Source organism: Streptomyces sp. 5-10 (genome assembly GCF_014712245.1).
GTDB classification, from domain to species: Bacteria; Actinomycetota; Actinomycetes; order Streptomycetales; family Streptomycetaceae; genus Streptomyces; species Streptomyces violaceusniger.
Window position 1 is genome coordinate 14,090 of record NZ_JACVYG010000081.1, and the last position, 22,796, is coordinate 36,885.

Consider the following 22,796-nt stretch of genomic DNA (forward strand, 5'->3'; position numbering starts at 1 on the left):
GTGTTATCCCTTCGGGGTGGTGTCGAGCAGTTCGACGTTGCCGTCGAACTGCCACAGCGGGTTCGGTGCGTCCCCATCGGGCGTCCGCACCAGGAAGTAGCCGTTCACTTCCTTCGGTCCATCGCCATCGGCCATGAACCGCCCGTCCGGAGTGACGTCGAGTTGGTAGATGGCCTGTCCCGGGGCCTCGACGCCGGGGAGATGCCAGGTCACGACGCAGCGCCAGTCGTTGCCCGGGCCTTCCGCCGCGACCCTGGTGCTTCCCTTGTTGCACGACGCCGTGGCCTTCAACTGGGCCTCGGTGACGGCGGGCCGGTGGAGCTGGTCGGTCTGCATGCGGTACAGGTGCGCGAACGCCGTGGCGAGCGAGCGCTGCACTTTGTCCTGCTCGATCCCGGAGCCCGTCGCCGAGGTCGTCGCGGCGACGACCGCGAACGACGCGGCGGCCACCCCGACGAGCGGCAGGACGCCGACGGTGATCGCGCGGCGGCCCGAACCGTCGTGGGCCAGGGCGGTGAAGTCGCGCCGTACGAAGAGCACATACGCCAGCGCCGTCGCGACCACCGCCCACACGAGGCTGACAACGATGCCGATCAGCAGCGGGCCCAGCTGCTGGGGGCTGGTGAACAGACCGTTCCAGGAGATGAGGGCGTAGCTCGGCAGGGCGACGCGCACGGCCACCGGAAGCGGCAGCATCTGGGCGACCGCCATCGCGAGCGAGACGAGCACGGGCACCAGCAGCCCCATCGGGGACCGTCCCAGCGTGACCGACCCCAGGAAGCCGAGTGCGGCGAGCGCCAGGGTCGGAGCGAGGACGCAGACCCAGGAGAGCAGGACCTGGACGGCGGCGTCCGACGGTGCCAGGAGATGGCCGTCGAGACCGACCAGCGGCTGGTCGCCGACCACGAGGAGGCCACCGACGGTGCTGGAGACCGCGAGCCCGGCCACGAGCAGCAGCAGGACGGTGAGGCTGGCCACCGCCTTCGCCACGAAGATCCGCCGGGGCGAGCGGACCGCCACGAGCAGATGGCGCCAGGTGCCGAGCCGGTCCTCGGAGGCGAACACATCACCGGCCACGACCGAGGTCAGCAGCGGGAGCGCCCAGGTCCCCGCGAAACCGAGCATCACCAGCGGGGCGGCCCACCCGGAGGCGAGCATCCAGCGCCCGAAGAGGGTGTCGACGGGAAGCGTGCTCTGCTGGCCCACCCCGGCGACGAAGAGAGCGGGAGCGATCCAGCAGGCGAGGAGCAGCAGGCGGATCCGCCACTGGGAGACGAGCTTGACGAGCTCGAAGCGACAGGCGCGGGTGACGGGGACGCGACGGCCGCCGGTCGCCTGCCCGGGTTCCCGTTCCCGGCTCCGGGTGGGGGTCGCGGTCATCTGGCCGCCTCCTGCTGTTCGGTGAGGGCGAGGAACGCGGCTTCGAGCGGCGACACCACGGGAGTGAGCTCGCGCAGCGCGACGCCTCCCTCCACGAGCCGCGCCACGAGGTGGTCGAGGGCGGGCACCAGGGCGCGTACGACGAGCAGTTCGGCGTCCTGCCGTACCCCGGCGTCGTCGACGACCTGGATCCCCGGCGCGCCGTCCGCCAGCCGGCGCGCGGCGCGCGGGTCGGAGGTGAGCAGCCGGTAGTCGAGTTCACGGTTCTCGGTGGCCAGCTTGGACAGCGGGCCGGAGAAGACGACGCGTCCGGCGGCGAGGATGGTCACCTCGGAGCACAGCGCCTCGAGGTCGTCCATGTTGTGGCTGGAGAGCACGACGGCGGTTCCGTCGGCCGCGAGCCGGCCGAGGACACCGTGTACGTGCTTCTTGCCCGCCGGGTCGAGGCCGTTGGACGGTTCGTCGAGCACGAGCAGCCGGGGCTTGGTCAGCAGGGCGGCGGCGAGCCCGAGCCGCTGGCGCATGCCGAGGGAGAAGCCGCGGGTACGGTCGTCGGCGACGTCGGTGAGACCGACCTCGGCGAGTACGTCGTCGATCCCCGCCGTGCGCGCGTCGTGGCCGCGGAGCGCGGCCAGCGCGGCGAGGTTCTGCCGTGGGGTGAGTGAGGGGTAGAGGGCGGGGCCGTCCACGAAGCCGGCGACACCGTCGGGAGCGTCGAGTGCCCGCTCGACCGGTGTACCCAGGACCTCCAGGCGACCGCTGTCGGCCACCGCGAGCCCCAGCAGCAGGCCGAGCAACGTGGTCTTTCCGGCGCCGTTCGGTCCGACCAGGCCGTGGATATGACCCGGCGTTACATCGAGGTCGATGCCGTCCAGGGCGACGACATCACCGAAGCTCTTCGTGATACCGCGAGCCCGGATTGCGCGGAGTTCTTCCATGGGTCCCTTCCTTCACATGCCTCAAGGACCCTATGGATTGATCATGCTGCTCATGGGGAGGGAGAGTTGAATCTACGTAGAACATGAAACGACTTGGCATTCGCGACGTCGTCGCCGAGCGGGAACTCTCCCTTTCGATCAGCATTCTTTGCCATTATTTGATCAAACGTGGATGCTCCCATGAATGAGTTGCAAGGGTGAATCTCGCGGTGAATGCCAACGGGGCGCGGAGCGGAATGGAGCCAGAAGCGACGGCCCCCGAATCCCGGTGGTTTCCACCGGGATTCGGGGGCCGTCGTCGTGCGGGCGCCGTCGTCGTGCGGGTGCCGTCCGCTAGATGACGATGCTCAGCAGGGCCGCCACCACGAATCCGGCCACGGACAGCACGGTCTCCAGGACCGTCCAGGACTTCAGCGTGTCGCTCTCGGAGATGCCGAAGTACTTCGCCACCATCCAGAAGCCGCCGTCGTTGACGTGCGAGGCGAAGATCGAGCCCGCCGAGATGGCCATGATGACCAGCGCCAGATGGGCCTGCGAGTAGTCGCCGTCGGAGAGCATCGGGGTGACGATGCCCGCCGTCGTGACGATCGCGACCGTCGCCGAGCCCTGGGCCACCCGGAGCACCACCGAGATCAGCCAGGCCAGCACGATGACCGGCAGGCCCGCGCTGTCGAAGGCGTCGGCCAGGGCCTGGGCGACACCGCTGCCCTTGAGGACCGCCCCGAAGACGCCACCCGCGCCGACCACCAGGAGGATGTTGCCCACGGGCTTGAGGGAGGCGGTGGAGACGGTCTCCAGGGACTTGCGGGACCAGCCGCGCCGGATGCCCAGCAGGTAGTACGCGAGGAGCAGGGCGATCGTCAGCGCCACGAAGGGGTGGCCGAAGAACTCGATGACCGAGCGGCCGGTGCTCGGGTCCAACGCGACGGAGGAGAACGTGGCGCAGAGGATCAGCACGAGCGGGGTGCCGATGATCGCGAGCACCGTGGCCACCGAGACCGGCTGCTCGGCCGGGGTGGCGCCGGAGGCGCGCTGCTGGGCCGCGACCGCCTCCCGGGACTCCTCGGCCGCCTCGACCATGTCCTGCGGTACGGGCACGAAGATGCGCTTGCCGATCCAGGCGGCGTAGCCCCACGCGGCCAGCACCGACGGGACGCCCACGACGACGCCCATCAGGATGACCCAGCCCAGGTCGACGTGGAGCAGTCCGGCCGCGGCCACCGGGCCGGGGTGCGGCGGCAGGAAGGCGTGGGTCATGGAAAGGCCCGCGAGCAGCGGCATCGCGTAGAGCAGGATCGACTTGCCGCTGCGCTTGGCGGCCGCGTAGACGATCGGCGCGAGGACGAAGATGCCGACGTCGAAGAAGACGGGTATGCCGAAGATCAGACCGGTGAGCCCCATCGCGAGCGGCGCCCGCTTCTCCCCGAAGAGACCGAGCAGCCGGGCGCTGAGCGCCTCCGCGCCGCCGGAGACCTCGAGGATCGCGCCGAGCATGGTGCCCAGGCCGATGATGATGGCTATGTGGCCGAGGATGCCGCCCATACCGGATTCGATGAGCGAGACGGCGTCGGACTTCTGGACCGTGCCGAAGAGTTCGGTGACCGAGAGACCCGCGGCCAGCCCGACCGCGATGGAGACGCCGAGCAGCGCCACGAAGGGCTGCAGCCGGACCTTGATGATCAGGTAGAGCAGAAGCGCGATGCCGAGGGCGGCGACGGTCAGCAGACCGGCGGTGCCGTGGATGAGGGCGAGCAGACCACCGGTGTGGGGTGGGGTCTCGGCAGCGGGAGCGGCCGCGAGCAGCATGGGGAACTCCGGGATGTGGGTAGGGGGTATCGCCGCACGGCGGGGGGCCGCGTGCTGGGAAATCCTGGGTGGGGATGATCAGGGCTCGAGCTTCCGACGACGGGGACGGTGAGGACGAGTCAGGGTGGAACCCGTGGCGGGCGGGGAAAGCTCCCGCCCGCCACGGGGGTTCGGGGGCCGACCGGCGGTTTCGCGCGTTGGCCGGTTCGGACGTCAGCCGGTTCGGACGTCAGCCGAGGACGGCGAGGGCGTCGATCTCGACGAGCAGACCGGCCGGGAGTCCGACGTAGACCGTCGTACGGGCGGCCGGGGCCTCCTTGAGGTCGGCGAAGAACTCGTTGTAGATCTCGTTGAGTTCGGCGAAGTGGCCGGTGTCGGTGAGGTAGATCCGCACCATCACCACGTCCTCCCAGCTCGCGCCGCCCTCCTCCAGCACGGCCTGCACATTGCGCAGGGTCTGCAGGGTCTGCTCGCGCAGGGTCGGCCCGACGGGGGCGGGGGCCTGGCCAGGGACGGCGGGGCCGAAGCCGACCTGACCGGCGACCTGGAGGATGTTCCCCTTCTTCACACCGTGGGAGAACTTGGCGGGCGGGGTGGTGTGCGTGGCCGGGGTGATCGCGGTCTTCTGGAGCTTCTCGGTCATGAGGAGGTCTCCTCGGCTCTCTTCTCGGGGGTTTCGTGCGATGGGTCGTGCTCGTGTGAGGGGGCGGTGGCCGACGAACCGGCCGTGCCGTGCGTGGCGTGCGCGTCGTGCGCACCCTGCGTGCCGTGCGCACCCTGTGCGCCGTGCGCGTCGTGGGACATCGGGGCGCCGCCCGAGTATTCCCGGCTGATCTCCTCCGCCGTGCGGCGCACCAGCGGCAGCAGGGAGAGGAGTTCCTCGGCGCTGACGACGACGTTCGGCGCCGACACCGAGCAGGCGGCGACGACGCGTCCGTCCGCTCCCCGGATGGGTGCCCCGACGCAGTTGATCGACTCCTCGTGGCCGCCGAAGTCGGTGGCCCAGCCCTGGTCGCGCACGGTCGCCAGTTCCTTGAGGAACGCGGCGGCGTTGGGCGTCGAACGGGACGTGTACGCGGGGTAGGTGAGCCGCTCGGCCAGCGTCCGCCGCTCGGGCTCGGGCAGATCGGCCAGCAGCAGCTTGGCCACGGCGGCCACGGTGATGGCCACGGGCTTGCCGATCCGCGAGTACATCCGCACCGGGTAGCGGCTCTCCACCTTGTCGATGTAGAGCACCTCGTTCTCCTCGTACACCGCGAGGTGGACGGTGTGCCCGCAGCGCTCGTTGAGCGCCACCAGATGGGGGTGGGCGATCTCGCGTACGTCGAGGTTCTCGACCGCCTCCTGCGCGAGCGCGAAGAGGCGGGCGCCGAGACGGTAGCGCTGGTCCTGCTGGCGGTAGACCATGCCGTGCTCATGGAGGGTGCGCAGCAGCCGCAGCGCGGTCGACTTGTGCACGCCCAGCCGCGTGGCGACCTGCTCCAGATTGGCCGGCCCCTCCGCCAGCAGCGGCAGGATGCTCAGCGCTCGGTCGACGGTCTGGCTCATGAGTCGGGTCCCTCCACCGCTGCGGTCTCGGCCCACTTTTCGGCGGGACTCGGCAGATCCGTCCAGCCGGGGCCGAATCGCAGTGTGCCCCACCGCGTGGCATCGAGTGCCACCAGGCGGTCGGCGTGCTCACGGGAGGGCGGGGTGCCGAGGTCGCCGGGGACGGTGAGGGCGGCGGCGGCCATGAGGTGGCCGTGGCGCAGCCGTTCGGCGACGGGCAGCCCGCGCAGGGTGCCGGAGAGGAAACCGGCGGCGAAGGCGTCGCCCGCGCCGACGGGGGCGACGACGTCGACGCGCGGGGCGGGTTCGAAGGTGACGGTGTCGGTGGCGGTGGCGGCGTCGGTGCCCTCGCCGCTGCCGCCGCCGGTGCCGTCTCCTGTGCCGTCCCCTGCGCCGTCGCCGTTCGGGCGGCGGGCGAAGACGGTGGCCCCGGCGCCGCCCTGCTTGACGACCAGCACCTCCGGCTCGGACAGCGCCGCCCGTATGGCCTCCGGGCCCCGCACCCCCCAGACCGCCTCGGCCTCGTCCTCGCCGACGAAGACGAGGTCGCAGCGGCGGGCGAGGTCGAGCAGGACGGCGGGGCCGCTTTCGCCGCCCACTCCCTCGCCCTCTTCCCTCTGCCAGAGCGAGACCCGGTAGTTGAGGTCGAAGGAGACGAGGGGACGGCCGGGGGCGCGGGCGGTCAGCTCGCGCATCAGCGCGCGGCAGTCGCCGGAGAGGGCCGGGGTGATCCCGGTCAGATGGAGCACCCGGCCGGACCAGGCCCGCTCCCGGGGGATGAGCGCGGGGGACATGGCCGCGGCGGCGGATCCGGCCCGGTAGTAGACCACCTCGGCGAGCGGTTCCGAGGCGGCGACACCGCCGTCCCCGTCAACGTCAACCATCTCGGAGCCGACAGCACGCTCCCCCGCCGTACGGAAGTAGATCCCGGTGGGGCGGCGCGGATCGCGCTGGACGTACGCCGTGTCCACACCGGTGGCCGCGATCTCCCGTACGAGGTGCTCGCCGAAGCCGTCCGTGCCCACCCGGCTGATCCAGCGCGCGCTGTGCCCGGCGCGGGCCAGGCCACAGGCGACATTGGACTCGGCGCCGCCGATGCCCCGGGCGAAGGAGGGGACATCCGCCAGCCGGCCCGGACGGGACGGGACGAAGGTCACCATCGACTCGCCGAGACATACGACGTCGACGGTATCGACGACATCGACGGCGGTATCGACGGCTTCGCCGCTGGGGAGAGGGGACACGGTTGGTCTCGCTCCTCGTGGATGGACGGATGGGGCTCGGTCACACACCGTTGACCCGGTGCTGGGCGGGATGTTAGACAGCCCTAAGCGTTATGCGCAATGAACGTTGCAGATATTGCAACCGGAATCGTTATGGAGGCGCTCCATGGCCACCGACCACCGCGACCAGGCCGTCGCCGCCCTCGCGCGGGAGCGCGTCGACCACCGCTTCAAGGGGCTGCCGCCGAACGCCGAGGGCCTTACGGTCGGCGAGCTCGCCGCCGAGCGGCGCTCCCTGTTCACCGGTGGCTTCACCACGCCCGTACTGGCGCTGTCGGCCGAGGCGCTGGAGCACAACCTGGTGGCGATGGAGCGCTACTCCGCCGCCCATGGGCTCGCCTTCGCCCCGCACGGCAAGACCTCCCTGGCCCCGCAGCTCTTCGAGCGCCAGCTCGCGCACGGCGCCTGGGGCATCACCGCGGCCGTCCCCACCCAGGTGCGGATCTACCGCGCCTTCGGCATCCAGCGGATCTTCCTCGCCAACGAGGTCGTGGACGCCGCCGCCCTGCACTGGCTCGCGGCCGAACTCGACGCCGACCCCGATTTCCGCTTCATCGCCTACGTCGACTCGGTGCGCGGCGTGGAGCTGATGGACGCGGCCCTGCGGGAGACGGGCGCGCGGCGGCCGGTCGATGTGGTGGTCGAGCTGGGCGGCGGCGAGGGCGCGCGCACCGGGGTCCGTACGGAGGCGGAGTGCGCGACGGTCGCCGACGCGGTCGCGGCCACGGAGACCCTGCGGCTGGTCGGGGTGGCCGGTTACGAGGGCGAGGTGCCGAAGGCGGACGGCGAGCGAGTACGGGCGTGGCTGCGCCGCCTCACGGCACTGGCGGTGGATTTCGACGCGGCGGGCCGCTTCGAGGACGTGGACGAGGTGGTCGTCAGCGCGGGCGGCAGCGCCTGGTTCGACGCGGTGGCGGACGTCTTCGCGGAGCTGCCCACGCTGTCGCGACCGGTGCTGAAGCTGCTGCGCTCGGGGGCGTACGTCTCCCACGACGACGGCCACTACCGGCACATCACCCCGTTCAACCGCGTCCCGGAGGAGGGCGAGCTGCACCCGGCCTTCCGCCTGTGGGCCCAGGTCGTCTCGCGCCCCGAACCCGGTCAGGCGTTCCTGAACGCGGGCAAGCGGGACGCGGCGTACGACCTGGACATGCCCGAACCCCAGCTCATCCGCTCCGCCCGCGACGCCTCCACCCGCCCCGCCACGGGCCTCACCATCACGGCCCTCTCCGACCAGCACGCCTGGGTCTCGGTCGCGGACGACACGGATCTGGAGGTAGGCGACTGGGTGGCCCTGGGCCTGTCCCACCCCTGCACCAGCTTCGACAAGTGGCAACTGATCCCGGTGGCGGAGGCGGACGGCACGGTCACGGACTACATCCGCACCTTCTTCTGACCCACCCACCCGCCCTTCCAGGGGCTCCGCCCCGGACCCCGGCGGGGCCCTGCCCTGGAGGCAAGGCCCGAACCCCGCCGGGCGGGACCCGAAACCGAGACCGGCCCGGCAACCCACCCGGGCCACGTCCCGGACGGCGGGTTGCCGGGGCGGGGCTCAGGCCGGGGCTCCCTCGGGCAGGGGCCGGGCGCGCGTACACGGCACGCCCCGGGACCGGTCCAGTCCCGGACGGCGGCGCCCCGCCGCTGCCCGCGCTGAGGCACCTGGGGGCCGATCCGGGCCAGGCGGACGCCGGACCATGGACACGGGCGGGCCCGGGCCAGCCGGGGCGCGAGTCACCCAGCTCCCGGGCCGTGAGGCCCGGAGGCCGGGCCAGAGGGGCGGGGCGCAAGACCCCGCCGGGCCCGGCGGCCGGGACGCAAGGCGCCCTCCAGGCCCGGGGCGCACGGCGCGCGGCCCGAGGGCCGTGAGGCCCCGGGGCAGGTCCAGGGGGGCGGAGACGCCAGGCCCCCTCGGGCCCGGCGGCCGGGACGCAAGGCGCCCTCCAGGCCCGGGGGCCGCGAGACCCGGAGGCCGCGAGACCCGGAGGCCGGACCAGGGGCGCAAGACCCCGCCGGGCACGGCGGCCGGGACGCAAGGCGCCCTCCAGGCCCGGGGCGCAGGTCGCGTGGCCCGGGGGCCGTGAGGCCCGGAGGCCGGGCCAGGGGGGCAAGACCCCGCCGGGCCCGGCGGCCGGGGCGCAAGCCCCGCCCTGAGACCGGGACGCAGGTCGCGTGGCTCGCGGGCCGTGAGGNGGTCGCGTGGCCCGGGGGCCGTGAGGCCCGGAGGCCGGGCCAGGGGGGCAAGACCCCGCCGGGCCCGGCGGCCGGGGCGCAAGCCCCGCCCTGAGACCGGGACGCAGGTCGCGTGGCTCGCGGGCCGTGAGGCCCGGGGTGGGGGTGTGGGGGGCCCGGAGGGTCCCCCACCTTGTGAGGGCGGGTGGGTGGGGGAACGGACAGCGCGCCGCAGGCGCGGTCGGCAAGGAAGAGAGGGCAACCCCATGGAGCTGGTCATTCGCGGTGCGGACGTCATCGACGGCACCGGGCGGGCCCGGTATCGGGCGGACGTGGCCGTCGACGGCGGCCGGATCGCCGCCGTCGTGCCCGAGGGCGGTGGGCCACGCCCCACCGCCCACCGCATCGTGGACGCCGACGGCCTCGCCCTCTCCCCCGGCTTCATCGACATGCACGCCCACAGCGACCTCGCCCTCCTCCGCGACCCCGACCACTCCGCGAAGGCCGCCCAGGGCGTGACCCTGGAGGTCATCGGCCAGGACGGGCTCTCGTACGCGCCCGTGGACGACCGCACGCTCGCCCAGATCCGTACCGCCATCACCGGCTGGAACGGCGACGGCTCCGACATCGACTTCACCTGGCGCACCGTCGGCGAGTTCCTGGACCGCCTCGACCACGGCTTCGACGGCCAGGGCATCGCCGTCAACGCCGCGTACCTCATCCCCCAGGGCACCGTCCGCATGCTCGCCCTCGGCTGGGAGGACCGCGACGCGACGCCCGCCGAGGTCGAGCGGATGAAGGCGCTGGTGGCGGAGGGTCTTGAGCAGGGGGCGGTCGGGCTGTCCTCCGGGCTCACCTACACCCCCGGGATGTACGCCTCCGACGCCGAGCTCACCGAGCTGTGCCGGGTCGTGGCCGCGTACGAAGGCTACTACTGCCCGCACCACCGCTCCTACGGCGCCGGCGCCCTGCGCGCCTACGAGGAGATGGTGGCCCTCAGCCGGGAGGCGGGCTGTGCGCTCCACCTCGCCCACGCCACCATGAACTTCGACCTCAACAAGGGCCGCGCCCCCGAGTTGCTCGCCCTCCTGGACGCCGCGATCGCCGACGGCGCCGACATCACCCTCGACACCTATCCCTACCTCCCCGGCTGCACCACGCTCGCCGCGATGCTGCCGAGCTGGGCGGCCGAGGGCGGCCCCGACGCGGCCCTCGCGCGGCTGCGCGACGACGCCGAGGCCGAGCGCATCCGGCACGTCATGGAGGAAGAGGGAGCGGACGGCTGCCACGGGGTGCCGATCAACTGGGACACGATCGAGATCTCCGGTGTGAACGACCCGGCCCTCACCGCGTACGTCGGCAAGACGGTCGCCGCGAGCGCCCGCGAGCGAGCCGAGGCGCCCTGGGTCACCGCGCGCCGCCTCCTCCTGGACGACCATCTCGGCCCGACGATCCTGCAGCACGTCGGGCACGAGGAGAACGTCCAGGCGATCATGAAGCACCCCGCCCACACCGGCGGCAGCGACGGCATCCTGCACGGCGCCAAGCCGCACCCCCGCGCGTACGGCACCTTCCCCCAGTACCTGGGCCGCTACGTCCGTGAGCTGGGCGTCCTCACCCTGGAGGAGTGTGTGGCCCACCTCACCGCCCGCCCCGCGGCCCGCCTCCGCCTCCCCGACCGGGGCCGGATCCGCGAGGGCCACCGCGCGGACCTCGTCCTCTTCGACCCGGAGACGGTCGCGGCGGGCTCGACGTTCGAGACCCCGCGCACCCTGCCGACCGGCATCCCCCACGTCCTCATCGACGGCCGTTTCGTCATCGAGGACGGGCGGCGGACGGACGTCCTCGCGGGCCGCGCCATCCGCCGCGCATAGCGCGACAGCTCCTCAGGCGGCCGCCCCCTCGGCCGTACCCTCGGCGCCCTCAGCCGCCCCCTCGGCTCCCTCGGCCGGGAGCTCCACCGGGTACGGCTCGCCGAAGTCGGCCGAGCGGCTGACCTTCTCCCAGGCGGCCGCCTCGGCGAGCTGGCGCTGGGAGTAGTCCCGCGCCATGGTCGCCGCGTTCACCCCCAGCGGGAGATGGCTCGGGACCTCGCCGCGGTGGACGGTCCGCACGATGATCTCGGCGGCTCGCCGAGGGTCCCCGGCCGCCCCGGCTGTGCTCTGCCGCATCCGCCGGTTCATCTCCCCGACGGTCGCGTCGTAGGCGCCGGGGATCGAGTGAACCGTCATGGAGGAACCGGCCCAGTCGGTGGCGAAGCCGCTCGGCTCGACGACCATGACGCGCACGCCGAGCGGGGCGGTCTCCGCGGCGAGGACCCGGCTGAAGCCGTCGACCGCGAACTTGGCCGCCTGGTAGGAGGCGATGCCCGGCGATCCGCCGACCCGCCCGCCGATCGAGGAGATCTGCACGACGGTACCGGCCCCCTGCTGCCGCAGGACCGGGAGCACGGCCTTCGTCACGTGGTAGACGCCCCAGAAGTTCGTCTCGAACTGGGCGCGGAAGTCCTCGTCGTCCGAGGTCTCGATGGGCGACACATTCGCGTATCCCGCGTTGTTCACGAGCACGTCGATGCGCCCGAAGCGGGCGAGCGCCGCCTCGACGGCCTCGCGCGCCGCCTCGGGGCGAGTGACGTCCAGCGCGAGCGGGTGGATGCGGTCGCCGTACTCCTGATACGCCTCCGCGAGCGCCTCGGGGCGGCGGGCGGTGGCCACGACGCGGTCACCGGCCTCGAGGGCCGCGGTGACCAGGGCGCGGCCGAGACCGCGCGACGAACCGGTGATGAACCAGACCTGTGAACCCATAACCTGTGAACTCATGCTGTTAGTACAACACCGTTCTCTTATTTACGCAACACCGTTCCCTTAAGGGTTCCTATGATGTCCGGCATGACGACGCCCGCCTTCCAACGTGCGCGCAGTGCCCAGGCCAAGCAGGCGCGCGAAGAGGCGATCCTGGACGCGGCCCGCGCCCTCGCCCGCGAGCGCGGGGTCCGGGACGTCACCCTCACCGACATCGCCGGGGCCGTGGGGATGCACAAGTCGGCCCTGCTGCGCTACTTCGAGACGCGGGAGCAGATCTTCCTCAGGCTCACCGCAGAGGGCTGGCGGCAGTGGTCCGCCGAACTGCGCGGCGATCTCGAACGCAGGACGCACGCCACGGCCCCGGAGATCGCCGAGGTCGTCGCCGCCACGCTGGCGGCCCGGCCGATGTTCTGCGACCTGCTGTCCCAGGCGCCCATGAACCTCGAACGCAACGTGTCGATCGACTCGGTGCGCGACTTCAAACTGGTGACGCTCGAAGAGATCGAGCTGATCGGCGACGAGCTGCGACGGCTGCTCGGACTGACCGAGCTCCAGACCGTCGACCTCGTCGCCACGGCGACCAGCCTGGCCGGGGCGCTCTGGCAGATCGCCACCCCCGGCCCGCGCCTACGGGAGCTCTACGAGACCGACCCCCGCCTCAGCCACGCGATCGTCGAGGTGGAACCCCGCCTGCGCCGCGTCCTCACCGCCTTCCTCACCGGCCTCGACGCGGGCTCCGCCACGACAGCCCCGGGCAACGCCTCATAGCCACCCGCCCCGCGAGGACCTCCGTGGCGACCTCGCCGTTACGGATCCCTGTCCGCACCCTGTGACCCAGCTCTCACCGCGCCCGTGCAGCACATGCGCGGGCCTTTCCGTCGAGGAGGGGTGACAGGAAGGGAGGAGCGTGTGGATCTGGCAACCGAGTGGACGTTACGGGCAGGCCTCGACGAGGCCGGTTCGGCGCAGATCGATTTCCCGGGCTTTGTCGCGACGCGGTCGGCCGCGTTGTTCCGCGGCGCCCTCGTTTTGACGGGCAACCGCGAGGCGGCGGAGGACCTGGTCCAGGAGACCCTGGAGCGGGCCTGCCGCAAGTGGCGCACGATCGCCGCCAAGGATGCTCCGGACGCGTACGTCCGGCGGATCATGGTGAACCTGGCCAACGACCGGTGGCGGAGGTTCCGCCGCATGGTCCCGCACCAGGACAGCGGCGGCGAGCGGGCGGCGCCCGGGGACGAGTACGGGCGTATCGACAGCAGGGACCAGTTGGTCCGCGCCCTTCAGCGGCTGCCGATGCGCATGCGCACGGTCGTGGTACTGCGGTACTTCCACGACCTGTCCGACGCCGAGATCGCGGCCGACCTGAGAATCTCACCGAGCACCGTGCGATCCCAGCTCGCCCGTGGGATGGAAAAGCTAAGAAGCCAGTTCCCCGCACTCTCCGGCCCTTCACCACGGCAGCCCACGGAAGGAACCCGATGACTTCACCCGAGTCGCGGCCTCCCGGCTGCGCGGGTTACGCACCCTTCGAAGAGGAATTGGTGAACGCCATGAATGATTTCGTGAACGCCGCCGAGGCGCCGGACTTCGACACGGCCGGCATCGTCCGCAGAGCCCGTCGCAAGCGGGCCACGGCCATCGCCGGTATCGCCACGGCCCTCATCGTGGCCGGTGGCGGCACCGCCCTGGCCTCGATCAACAGCGGTTCGGACACCTCGAAGCCCGCGGCCGCCGGCACCGTGACCGCCGATCCCGAAGCCGCCTACGTCGCGCTGGAGGACAGCAAGTACAAGCTCGACTTCCGGGGTCTCAGCCTGGACTTCGCCCAGCAGCTGCTGCTGAAGGCCCAGCTCAAGCTCGGCAAGGTCGGCGAGGTGGACTGCGGCAAGAACGGCAAGCCGGGCACGGTCGTCGAGGTCTCCCCCCACAGCCCGACCGCCGTGCCCAGGGGCGCCAGCATCAACCTGACCCTGTGCGCCGGCTGATCTGACAAGCCCTGTACGCCCCGTCCCGTTCCTCCCGGTACAGGTACCGGTACCGGGAGGAACGGGGCAGCGCCCGTTCAGCCTCAGCCGCCCAGCTCCGCGTCCACGAAGCGCCGCAGGTGGCGGCGGGCGTCGGCCACGCTCAGGTCCGGGACCTGGCGGAGGCGGCGCAGGGCGAGGCCGTCGGCCAGGGCGGAGAAGCGGAGGGCGAAGTCGGCCGGGTCGTCGCAGACGAAGTCGCCCTCGGCCCGGCCCCGTTCGACCAGGGCCCGGATCTCGCCGTGCCAGTTCTCGTAGCGCTCGGCCTGGCCACGGGCGAAGGTCTGGTCCCGCTCGCCCGCGTTCCAGTAGTCGAACCACATCCGCCAGTGCCGGTCCGTGTCCTCCGTGAAGAGCGCGTCGATGAGCAGCCGCAGCCCCTCCGCGCCGCTGGTGGCCTGCCCGGCGGCGTCGCTCAGCGCGGCGTAGTAGCGCTCTATGTGCAGCACCATCGCCTCGGAGAGGACTTCCTGCACGCTCTCGAAGTGGTACGTGACCGTGCCGACCGACACCCCGGCCGCGGCCGCCACCTCGCGCACCCCCACCGCCTTGGTGCCGCGTTCGGCGATGAGCGGCACCGCGGCCTCCACGATCAGCCGGCGGCGCACCTCGGTGGGCTGCCGGGTGCGCCGCGAGGCGTCAACGGCGCGGCGCGGCGGGCGGCGTTCGGAACGGGACGTCACGCGGACGTCCTCGGCGTGGTGCGGTGCCATGTGCGCGTGGCCACTGTCTCTCCGTTCGCCCGTGCCTCGATGCTGCTGTCCATGATGAATTCCTCGGCCGTGGCGCGCAGTTCGGTCGCGGTGCGGATCTCCGCGTCCCAGCCGTCGCGCCGCAGCCGGATGGTCCACCGAGAGCTTGCCACGGCCGAGAGCGGATCGTCGGAGCGGATGCGGTACGTCTCGCGGGCGCTCTCCTCGTACCGCAGCCCGTCCGGGTACGTGCGCGAGCCGCCGTAGTTGGGGTCCACGTCCAGCACCCACTCCCCCGTGGCGACGTCATGGGTGACGGTGCGTTCGGGGCGGGGTTCGGCGGGCGCGTCGACGGTCACGGGGAGCGGCGGGGCCTGTTCGGGCTCCTCGAAGACGATGGGCGGGCGGCCCGCGTCGGCGCCCGGGTCCCGTACGGGCAGCAGCAGCGCGCTCTCCCCGGGCCGTACGGTCAGATGGCCGCGTTCGCCGTGCGGCCAGACCCACGGCCAGTACGCGTCGGAGACGGCGACCCGGATGCGGTGGCCGGGCGGGAAGGCGTACCCCGTGGCGTTCAGCTCGAACTCCACGTCCTCGTACGTCCCCGGCTCCCACTCCACGGCCTTCTCCCGGCCGTGCCGGGACATCAGGTTGAGCACACCCCGGGTGACCAGCGTGGACGAGCCGTCGGGCGCCACGTCGCAGACGCGGGCGATGACATGGGCGCGCGGGGTGGCGCTGTCCAGCCGCAGCCGTACCCGGGGGCGGCCCAGGATCTCCACCCGCTCGGTGAGCGGCGCCGAGTCGAAGCAGCGCGAGCGGCCGTCCTCCTCGCGCTGGTCGGGCGGCAGGTCGGTGGCGTTGCCGAAGGGGAAGAAACGGCCGGCGTCCAGCCCGGTGTGGAGGGGGGACCGTACGATCACCGGCTCAGCGGCCGGACCGCCGAGCGGGCGTTCGTCCCAGCTGACGGACGGCGACGGCCAGGTGTCCTCGCCGACCCAGCGGCCGGGCATCGTCTCGTACGAGGTGGCGGGCGGCACCGGGTCGTTGATCCAGGCCCGGAGCAGCGGCTCGTCCATGACACCCGTCGGCTCGTCCTTCAGCCAGTGGTCCCACCAGCGCAGCGTCTCCTGGAGGAAGCCGATCGCCGGGCCCGGCGGCAGCCCCCGGTCCGGGTACTGGTGCGACCAGGGGCCGATCAGCCCGCGTACGGGCGCGTCGAGGTGTTCCAGCAGGCGCGGCACGGTGTCCCGGTACGGATCGGCCCAGCCGCCGACCGCGAGCACGGCGGCCTCGATCGCGCCGTAGTCCTCGCAGACGCTGCCGTGCCGCCAGTAGTCGTCCCGCTCCTGGTGGGCGAGCCAGGTGTGCAGATACGGCTCGAGCGCGTCGAGCCGCTCCCGCCACATTGGCAGCCAGCGGTCCTCGCCGACGGAGGTGGGGTGCGGGGGGCGGGCGGTGAACGCGAGCATGGTCCCGGCCCAGGCGAGCATGTCGATGCCGAGGACGGCGCCGCCGGTGTAGTGGACGTCGTTGTCGTAACGGTCGTCGGTGGAGCAGACGGTGACGATCGCCTTCAGCGGGGCGGGGCGGAGGGCGGCGATCTGGAGCGAGTTGAACCCGCCCCAGGAGATCCCGAACATGCCCACCTTGCCGGTGCACCAGGGCTGGTGTGCGAGCCAGTTGACGACGTCGACGCCGTCGGCGAGCTCGGTCGCGGTGTACTCGTCGAGCATCACGCCCTCCGAGTCTCCGCTGCCGCGCAGATCGACCCGTACGGAGGCGTAGCCGTGCCCGGCGTACCAGGGGTGACGCTGCGCGTCGCGCGGGGCGGTCCAGTCGCTCTTGCGGTACGGAAGGTATTCGAGCAGGGCGGGGACGGGGGCGGTCTCGGCGTCCGCCGGGCGCCAGATGCGTGCGTGCAGCCGCGTCGTTCCGTCCCGGGTGGGGATCCATACGTCCTCGACCAGCAGGTTGCGGTCGAAGGTCTCGCGGTACCTCACGCTTCTCCTCTACCTGGTGATGTATGCGCCTGCGGCGGGCTGTCCCCCACCCCGCCCCTTCCCGAAACCGGGGGCAAGCCCCCGGCCCCCAGCTGGGGGCTCCGCCCCCAACCCCCCACCGGGGCTCCGCCCCTGGACCCCGCTCCTCAATCGCCGGAGGGGCTGGGTGGTACTGCCCAGAGGGCTGGGGCACACCCGGGGGGCTGGACGTGCGACCTGGTTGTGGGCAGTCGTTCCGCCGAGGAGGCCCCCCAGCGGCAGCTGCGGGGGAGGAACGGGTGGGGCCAACCCGGCCACCGGCACGCAGCCGGGCGGCGATACCTCGGGGGCAGCTCTTGGGGCGAAGCCCCAGCGGGGGCCGGGGCGGAGCCCCGGTTCGGGGAGGGGCGGGGTGGGGGCTAGCCATCCGCCGACCGCCAGCGGCGCACTCGGTGGCCACCGCCCAAGTCGTTCCAGAGAGCGCCCGGCTCCGCCGCGTCCGCCCACGCCTCAGCCGAGACCACCACCCCCTCCGCCTCCGGATCCGGCTCCAGCGCCGCCGCCATCAGCGCCCTCGTGTACGGGTGGCCCGGAGCCGCGAAGACCGCGTCCGTCGGGCCCTCCTCCACCACCACCCCGTGCCGCAGCACCACCACCCGGTCCGCGATCCCCCGCACCACCGCCAGGTCGTGGCTGATGAACAGGCAGGCCAGCTCACGCTCCCGGCGCAGGTCGTCCAGCAGGCGCAGCACATCCGCCTGTACGGACACGTCCAGCGCCGTCGTGATCTCGTCCGCGATCAGCAGATCGGGCTCACCGGCCAGCGCCCGCGCGATGCCGATGCGCTGGCGCTGGCCGCCGGACAGCTGGGCGGGGAGCCGGTCGGCGAAGGCGGGGTCGAGGCGGACGTCGGCGATCAGCTGACGGGCGCGCGACGCCGCCTCGCCCCGCGACCTCGCCGTACCGAAGAAGCGCAGCGGCCGCCGTACCGCGTCGCCCACCGAGCGCCGCGGGTTGAGCGAGGTGTCGGCGTTCTGGAAGACGAGCTGGACGGTGCGGCGCAGGGCGAGCGGGCGCCGCCTCGCGGGGGCACTCAGGTCGCCGTCGCCGCCGGACCCCGAGCGGCCTGGCGGGCCGTCGGATCGGCCCCCGGAGCCGTCACCCGACCCGCCACCGGACCCGTCACCTGACGGACCGCCGGAGCCGTCACCTGACCGACCGCCGGACCCGTCACCTGACGGGCTACCCGACGACGCACTCGGCCCGCCCCCAGACGCCGCCCTCATCGTTCCGCCCGACGGCACCCGCAACCCCGCCAGCGACCACGCGATCGTCGACTTACCGCTCCCCGACTCCCCCACCAGCGCCAGCACCTCACCGCGCCGCACGCTGAAGGAGACCCCGTCCACGGCACGGCTTGCCCCGTAGTCGATCGTCACCTCTCGTACATCGACCACGTCGACCACGTCGGCCACGTCCGCCCCGCCCGCCGAGGCCGCCCTCGGCCGGATCTCGCGCGTACCGTCCTCCCCGACCACCGCGAGCCCCGCGTCGGCGATGCGCGGGACGCTGGCCAGCAGCCGGCGGGTGTACGGATCGGCGGGGGCGGCGAAGAGCCGCCGGGTGGGGGCGGTCTCGACCACCCGGCCGGCGTTCAGCACGCACACCTCGTCGGCCATCCGCGCGACCACGCCCAGGTCATGGCTGACCAGGACGGCCGCGAGGCCGAGTTCCTCGCGGAGGGCGCCGATCAGGTCCAGCACCCCGCGCTGGGTGATCACATCGAGGCCGGTGGTGGGCTCGTCCAGCACGAGCACCTTGGGCCGGGCCGCGATCGCCATGGCGATCGCGACACGCTGCTGCTGCCCGCCGGAGAGCTCATGCGGATAGCGCCGGGCGAGCTCGCGCGGGCTCGGCAGCCGCACCTGCTCCAACAGGTCCGTGACGGGCACCTCGCCACCCGCCTCCGCGATCTGCCGCCCGATCCGCATGGACGGCGTCAGGGCCTGACCCGCGTTCTGCGCGACCATCGCGACCGTACCGCCGCGCAGCCGCCGCAACTCCCGCGCGGGCAGCGCGAAGACGTCCTTGCCGTCCACCGAAACGCGCCCACCCGTGATCCGCGAGCCATGCCGCAGATGCCCCAGAAGCGTCGCGGCGACCGTCGACTTGCCGCTGCCGGACTCGCCGACCAGGGCCAGCGTCCGGCCGGGGCTCACCTCCAGCGACACCTCCCGCACGACGGGCACCTCGCCCCCGCCCGAGCGGTACGCCACGGACAGCGTGTCCACCGACACGATGGGGGCCTTCGGCGACGTGGTCATCAGACGCCCTCCCTGATCCGGTCCACGCCCCACGCCTTCGACAGCCCGTCGGCCGCGAGGTTGAGCCCGACCACCATCGTGGCCAGGCCGATGATCGGCGCCAGGCTCGCCATCGGCACCACGGTGATCGCGGTGCGGTTCTCCGAGACCATCAGCCCCCAGTCCGGAGTGGGCGGATCCGCGCCGAAGCCGAGGAACGACAGCGAGGAGATCAGCAGCACCACCCACGACGCCCGCATCGCGAACTCGACGCACACCACATCGCTGATGTTGGGCAGCACCTCGCGCCGCAGAATCGCCCAGGTGCTCTCGCCCCGGGCCCGCGCCGCGGTGACGTAGTCCTGCGGCACGACGGCGAGCGCGGCACCCCGCACCACCCGCACCACCTGGGGGACGCAGACGACGGCGATGGCCAGCACGATCACCGAGGACCCGGTGCCCAGCGCGGTGACGATCACCAGCAGGACGAGGATCGCGGGGATGGACAGCACCGCGTCCAGGACCCGCATGACCACATCGTCCAGCCAGCCGGGGCGCAGCGCGGCCGCACAGCCGAGGACGGCGCCGAGGGCGATGGTGATGAGGGTGGCGGTGACGGAGACGCCGAGCGCGTACCGCCCGCCGTACAGCACCCGGGTCAGCACATCGCGCCCGTACTGGTCGGTGCCCGCCCAGTGGTCGGCGCTCGGCCCGAGCAGCGCGTGCGAGGCGTCGCCGGTGGTGGGGTGGTACGGCGTGAGCAGCGGGGCGAGCAGCGCGACCACCACATGAACGGCCACGATCGCGAGCCCGATGACGGCCGGGCGGGAGGAGCGCACCGTGCGCCAGGTGCGGGCGGCGAAGCCGGACCGTACGGGCGCCGGGCCCGCGGCGGACGACGGGCCCGCGGCGGACGACGGGCCCGCGGCGGACGACGGGTCCGCGCCCGCAGGCTCCTTCACAGAGCTCATCGGATCCTCCACGGAGCTCATCGGATCCTCCCTCCTCGGGTGCGGAGCTTGGGATTGAGGGCCATGGACCCGAGGTCGGCGGCGAGGTTGCACACGACGTAGACGACCGCGCTGATGAGGGCGATGGCCTGGATGACCGGCAGATCGCGGTTCTGCACGGAGGTGAGCATCAGCTTCCCGATGCCGGGATAGTTGAAGACGTTCTCGACCACGGCGACGCCGCCCACCAGCCAGGCCACATTGAGCGCGATGACGTGCAGCGTGGGCAGCAGGGCGCTGGGCAGCGCGTGCCGGGTGACCACGCGCCAGGTGGTCAGCCCCTTGAGCCGGGCCGTGGTGACGTATTCGCTCGCCATGACGTCGATCACCGAGGTACGGGCCATCCGCACGATGTACGCGGCCATGACGATCGCGAGCGAGGCGGCGGGCAGCCACACCGCCGGGAGCAGCTGCCCGACCCCGGCCCCGGGCCCGTACAGCACCACGGCGGGAAGCACCGGCACGGTGACGGCGAAGGCGAGGACCAGCACCGTGGCCACGACGAACTCGGGGACGCTCATCCCGACCAGGCTGACCGTGGAGATCAGGTGGTCGGGCCAGCGGTCGCGGTAGAGCCCGGCCACGACGCCGAGGACGACGGAGCCGGTGACCGCGAAGAGGACGGTGACGACGGCGATCAGGGCGGAGTTGCCGAGGTACTGGGCGACCTCGCCGCCCACCGGCTTGGTGGTGACCAGCGAGGTGCCGAAGTCGCCGTGCAGCGCGCCCTTGATCCAGTCGGCGTAGCGCTCCCAGGCGGGCTGGTCGAGACCCATCTGCTTGCGCAGCGCGGCGACCGCGTCGGGCGTGGCGTCCCTGCCGAGCACCTGCGTGGCCACGTCGCCGGGCAGCGCCTGGACGGCCAGGAAGACCATGACCGAGGAGAGCAGCAGGGTGCCGAGCGCGGCGATCACACGGCGGAGGAGGAAGGAGAACATCACGCCCCCTTCAGCCCGATGTGCAGGTAGTCGAACTCGAAGCCGTGCTCGGCGTAGCCGCGCACCTTCCGGGAGATCCCGACGAGCCGGTCGGCGAACATCGGGGTGATCGCCCCGCCCCGCTCGACGACGAGCGTCTGCGCCTGTCCGTACAGCTCGCGCCTGCGGCCCTCGTCGGTCTCCCGGCGGGCCCGGTCGAGCAGCGCGTCGAACTCCTTGTCCGACCAGGCGGTCTCGTTGTACGAGGAGCCGCCGCGGAAGACCTGGTTGAGCAGTTGGTCGACGGGGCGCCCGGTGTACCAGTAGGTGGCCATGAGCGGCTTCTTCATCCAGATCTGGGTGTAGTACGAGTCCGCGGCCGCGGTCTTGACCCGGATCCGGATGCCCGCGCGCCCGGCCGACTCCTGGTAGGCGAGGGCCATGGGCGTGAAGATCGGGTCGTACGAGGAGGTGTAGAGGTCCACCGCCAGCCGCTCGTGCCCGGCCCGCTTCAGCAGGTGGCGGGCCTTCTCGGGGTCGTGGGCGGGGTGGGCGGCGATGTGGGCGGGGTCGTTGGGCGGGACGGGGTTGTCCCAGCCGGCCGTGCCCGCGCCCTGGAGGGCGGCCTTCAGGATGTGCGCGGGGTCGTAGGCGAGCTTCATCGCCTGCCGCACCCGCGGATCGGTGAAGGGCTTCTCGGTGGTGAGCATCGGCAGCACGTACCACTGGGCGTTCTCGGCGCGGGCGATGGTGGCGCGGTCGGAGGCGGCCACGACCCGGGCGGTGGCGAAGTCGAGATTGGTCTGGGAGAGCAGATCGACCTGCCCGGCGAGCAGGGCGTTGGAGCGGGCCTGCATATCGGCCACGGTGTAGAAGTCGATCGCGTCCAGGACCGGGCGCCCGGCCCAGTGGTCGGCGTAGGCGGTGACCCGGCCGGGCCCGGCGGCGGTGAAGGAGGCGAGCCGGAAGGGGCCGGTGCCGATGCCGGTGCGGCCGATGGAGCCCGCGCTGCCCTCGGGCACGACATAGCAGTTGTAGTGGGTGAGCAGGCTGGGGAACTCGGCGTGCGGGCTCTTCAGGGAGACGACGAGGGTGTGGGCGTCGGGGGTGCGCAGCCGCCCCGGGTCGACCAGCGGGGACAGCACGGGGGCCTGCGGGGACGCGGTCGCCTTGTCGAGGATGTGGCGCAGGGTGTAGGCGGCGTCGGCGGAGGTGAAGACGCGGCCGTCATGGAAGGTGACGCCGCGGCGCAGCCGGAAGGTCCAGGTGACCGCCTTGGCGTCGGGCTCCCAGGACTCGGCGAGGTCGGGGGCCACGGTGCCGTCGGGCGCGATCCGGACCAGGCGGTTGTAGAGCGCGCCGAGGTATTCGTACGCGGACAGCGCGCTCGCCGGGTCGAGGGTCTCGGCGTCGGAGGCGGGCGGCCGGGCGATGCGCAGGGTGCCGCCACGGTCGGGCCGCCCGGCCGGGCCGCGGGTGGGCACGGCCCTCGACGGGGAGGCGGAGGCGGCTCCCGAGCAGCCGGTCAGCGCGGCGGAGCCGCCGAGCGCGGCGACGGCCGCGGCCGCGGTGGTGAGGACCGAGCGCCGCGGTATCCCGGCCGGGGCGGGGGCTGCCGCGGCGGGGGCCGTGCGGGGGGCGGCGCCGGAGGTGGAGGGGGACGCGGACGGGGGCGGGGACGCGGACGAGAACGGGGATGTGGACGGGGGCATGAACGGGAGCACCCTTCGCTTACTCGTTCAGTGGAACGATTGGGTGAAGTGCGTGAACGATAACGACGTCACCCGCTCGGGCCAACCCTTCTTTCGCGGAAATTAACGCCAGAAACAGAGTCGTTACCCGGCGCGGAGCGCGGAGCGGGGCGCGGGGCGCGGCGCGGAGCGCGGGTGCGAAGCGCGGTGCGGGGCGCGGAGCGCGGGTGCGGAGCGCGGGGCGGGGCGGGG

General features: G+C 72.8%; 17 protein-coding genes and 1 pseudogene. 5 read left to right on the forward strand and 13 right to left on the reverse strand.

What is annotated here, in order from left to right:
• Positions 1-3: 3 nt before the first annotated feature.
• The 6 genes and pseudogenes from IEJ02_RS44895 to IEJ02_RS44920 all read right to left on the reverse strand — a co-directional run bounded on the left by IEJ02_RS44895 (position 4) and on the right by IEJ02_RS44920 (position 6,916).
• On the reverse strand, positions 4-1,380 hold the full coding sequence (locus tag IEJ02_RS44895) for an ABC-2 transporter permease family protein (protein ID WP_191070069.1): 1,377 nt from the start codon (positions 1,378-1,380) through the stop codon (positions 4-6).
• Positions 1,377-2,318: an ABC transporter ATP-binding protein gene (locus tag IEJ02_RS44900; protein ID WP_191070070.1), complete on the reverse strand. Its 942-nt coding sequence runs from the start codon at positions 2,316-2,318 to the stop codon at positions 1,377-1,379. The genes IEJ02_RS44895 and IEJ02_RS44900 overlap by 4 nt, the downstream gene beginning before the upstream one ends.
• 333 nt (positions 2,319-2,651) lie before the next feature.
• Positions 2,652-4,124 (reverse strand): GntP family permease, encoded by a 1,473-nt coding sequence (locus tag IEJ02_RS44905; protein ID WP_137980908.1) that lies wholly within the window; start codon positions 4,122-4,124, stop codon positions 2,652-2,654.
• A 229-nt stretch (positions 4,125-4,353) separates the two neighbouring features.
• Positions 4,354-4,767, reverse strand: coding sequence for a RidA family protein (locus IEJ02_RS44910; RefSeq protein WP_137980907.1), 414 nt, complete (start codon positions 4,765-4,767; stop codon positions 4,354-4,356).
• Positions 4,768-4,937: 170 nt separating this feature from the next.
• A pseudogene (locus IEJ02_RS44915) lies at positions 4,938-5,672 on the reverse strand (IclR family transcriptional regulator); the annotation flags it as partial.
• Positions 5,669-6,916 carry a sugar kinase gene (locus tag IEJ02_RS44920; RefSeq protein WP_191070071.1) on the reverse strand — a complete coding sequence of 416 codons (1,248 nt, stop codon included), beginning with the start codon at positions 6,914-6,916 and terminating at the stop codon, positions 5,669-5,671. The pseudogene IEJ02_RS44915 and the gene IEJ02_RS44920, both read right to left, overlap by 4 nt.
• Before the next feature lie 145 nt (positions 6,917-7,061).
• Here IEJ02_RS44920 and IEJ02_RS44925 point away from each other — a divergent pair, with 145 nt between their 5' ends.
• Positions 7,062-8,351: an amino acid deaminase gene (locus IEJ02_RS44925; protein WP_191070072.1), complete on the forward strand. Its 1,290-nt coding sequence runs from the start codon at positions 7,062-7,064 to the stop codon at positions 8,349-8,351.
• 1,039 nt (positions 8,352-9,390) lie between these two features.
• Entirely contained in the window at positions 9,391-10,998 is a 1,608-nt protein-coding gene (locus tag IEJ02_RS44930) for an N-acyl-D-amino-acid deacylase family protein (RefSeq protein ID WP_191070073.1), read from the forward strand.
• Between the two features lie 12 nt (positions 10,999-11,010).
• Here IEJ02_RS44930 and IEJ02_RS44935 read toward each other — a convergent pair whose 3' ends face one another.
• Positions 11,011-11,928, reverse strand: a complete 918-nt coding sequence (locus tag IEJ02_RS44935) for an SDR family NAD(P)-dependent oxidoreductase (protein WP_370467240.1) — start codon at positions 11,926-11,928, stop codon at positions 11,011-11,013.
• A gap of 84 nt (positions 11,929-12,012) precedes the next feature.
• Here IEJ02_RS44935 and IEJ02_RS44940 point away from each other — a divergent pair, with 84 nt between their 5' ends.
• The 3 genes from IEJ02_RS44940 to IEJ02_RS44950 all read left to right on the forward strand — a co-directional run bounded on the left by IEJ02_RS44940 (position 12,013) and on the right by IEJ02_RS44950 (position 13,913).
• A complete protein-coding gene (locus tag IEJ02_RS44940; RefSeq protein WP_191070075.1) occupies positions 12,013-12,696 on the forward strand; it encodes a TetR/AcrR family transcriptional regulator in 684 nt (227 codons plus the stop codon).
• A 141-nt stretch (positions 12,697-12,837) separates the two neighbouring features.
• Positions 12,838-13,410 (forward strand): SigE family RNA polymerase sigma factor, encoded by a 573-nt coding sequence (locus IEJ02_RS44945; protein ID WP_191070076.1) that lies wholly within the window; start codon positions 12,838-12,840, stop codon positions 13,408-13,410.
• A gap of 68 nt (positions 13,411-13,478) precedes the next feature.
• A complete protein-coding gene (locus IEJ02_RS44950; protein WP_223865473.1) occupies positions 13,479-13,913 on the forward strand; it encodes a PASTA domain-containing protein in 435 nt (144 codons plus the stop codon).
• An 83-nt stretch (positions 13,914-13,996) separates the two neighbouring features.
• On the opposite strand, the gene IEJ02_RS44955 is transcribed toward IEJ02_RS44950, so the two are convergent.
• The 6 genes from IEJ02_RS44955 to IEJ02_RS44980 all read right to left on the reverse strand — a co-directional run bounded on the left by IEJ02_RS44955 (position 13,997) and on the right by IEJ02_RS44980 (position 22,565).
• Complete coding sequence (locus IEJ02_RS44955) at positions 13,997-14,635, reverse strand: TetR/AcrR family transcriptional regulator (RefSeq protein ID WP_275562558.1); 639 nt, start codon at positions 14,633-14,635, stop codon at positions 13,997-13,999.
• Positions 14,632-16,644, reverse strand: a complete 2,013-nt coding sequence (locus IEJ02_RS44960) for a CocE/NonD family hydrolase (RefSeq protein ID WP_191070079.1) — start codon at positions 16,642-16,644, stop codon at positions 14,632-14,634. The genes IEJ02_RS44955 and IEJ02_RS44960 overlap by 4 nt, the downstream gene beginning before the upstream one ends.
• A 398-nt stretch (positions 16,645-17,042) precedes the next feature.
• Entirely contained in the window at positions 17,043-18,947 is a 1,905-nt protein-coding gene (locus IEJ02_RS44965) for a dipeptide ABC transporter ATP-binding protein (protein WP_191070080.1), read from the reverse strand.
• Positions 18,947-19,897, reverse strand: coding sequence for an ABC transporter permease (locus IEJ02_RS44970; RefSeq protein WP_191070081.1), 951 nt, complete (start codon positions 19,895-19,897; stop codon positions 18,947-18,949). Before IEJ02_RS44970 ends, IEJ02_RS44965 begins: the two co-directional genes overlap by 1 nt.
• A 17-nt stretch (positions 19,898-19,914) precedes the next feature.
• Positions 19,915-20,874, reverse strand: coding sequence for an ABC transporter permease (locus IEJ02_RS44975; RefSeq protein WP_191070082.1), 960 nt, complete (start codon positions 20,872-20,874; stop codon positions 19,915-19,917).
• On the reverse strand, positions 20,874-22,565 hold the full coding sequence (locus tag IEJ02_RS44980; protein ID WP_223865474.1) for an ABC transporter substrate-binding protein: 1,692 nt from the start codon (positions 22,563-22,565) through the stop codon (positions 20,874-20,876). Before IEJ02_RS44980 ends, IEJ02_RS44975 begins: the two co-directional genes overlap by 1 nt.
• Between the last annotated feature and the right edge of the window lie 231 nt (positions 22,566-22,796).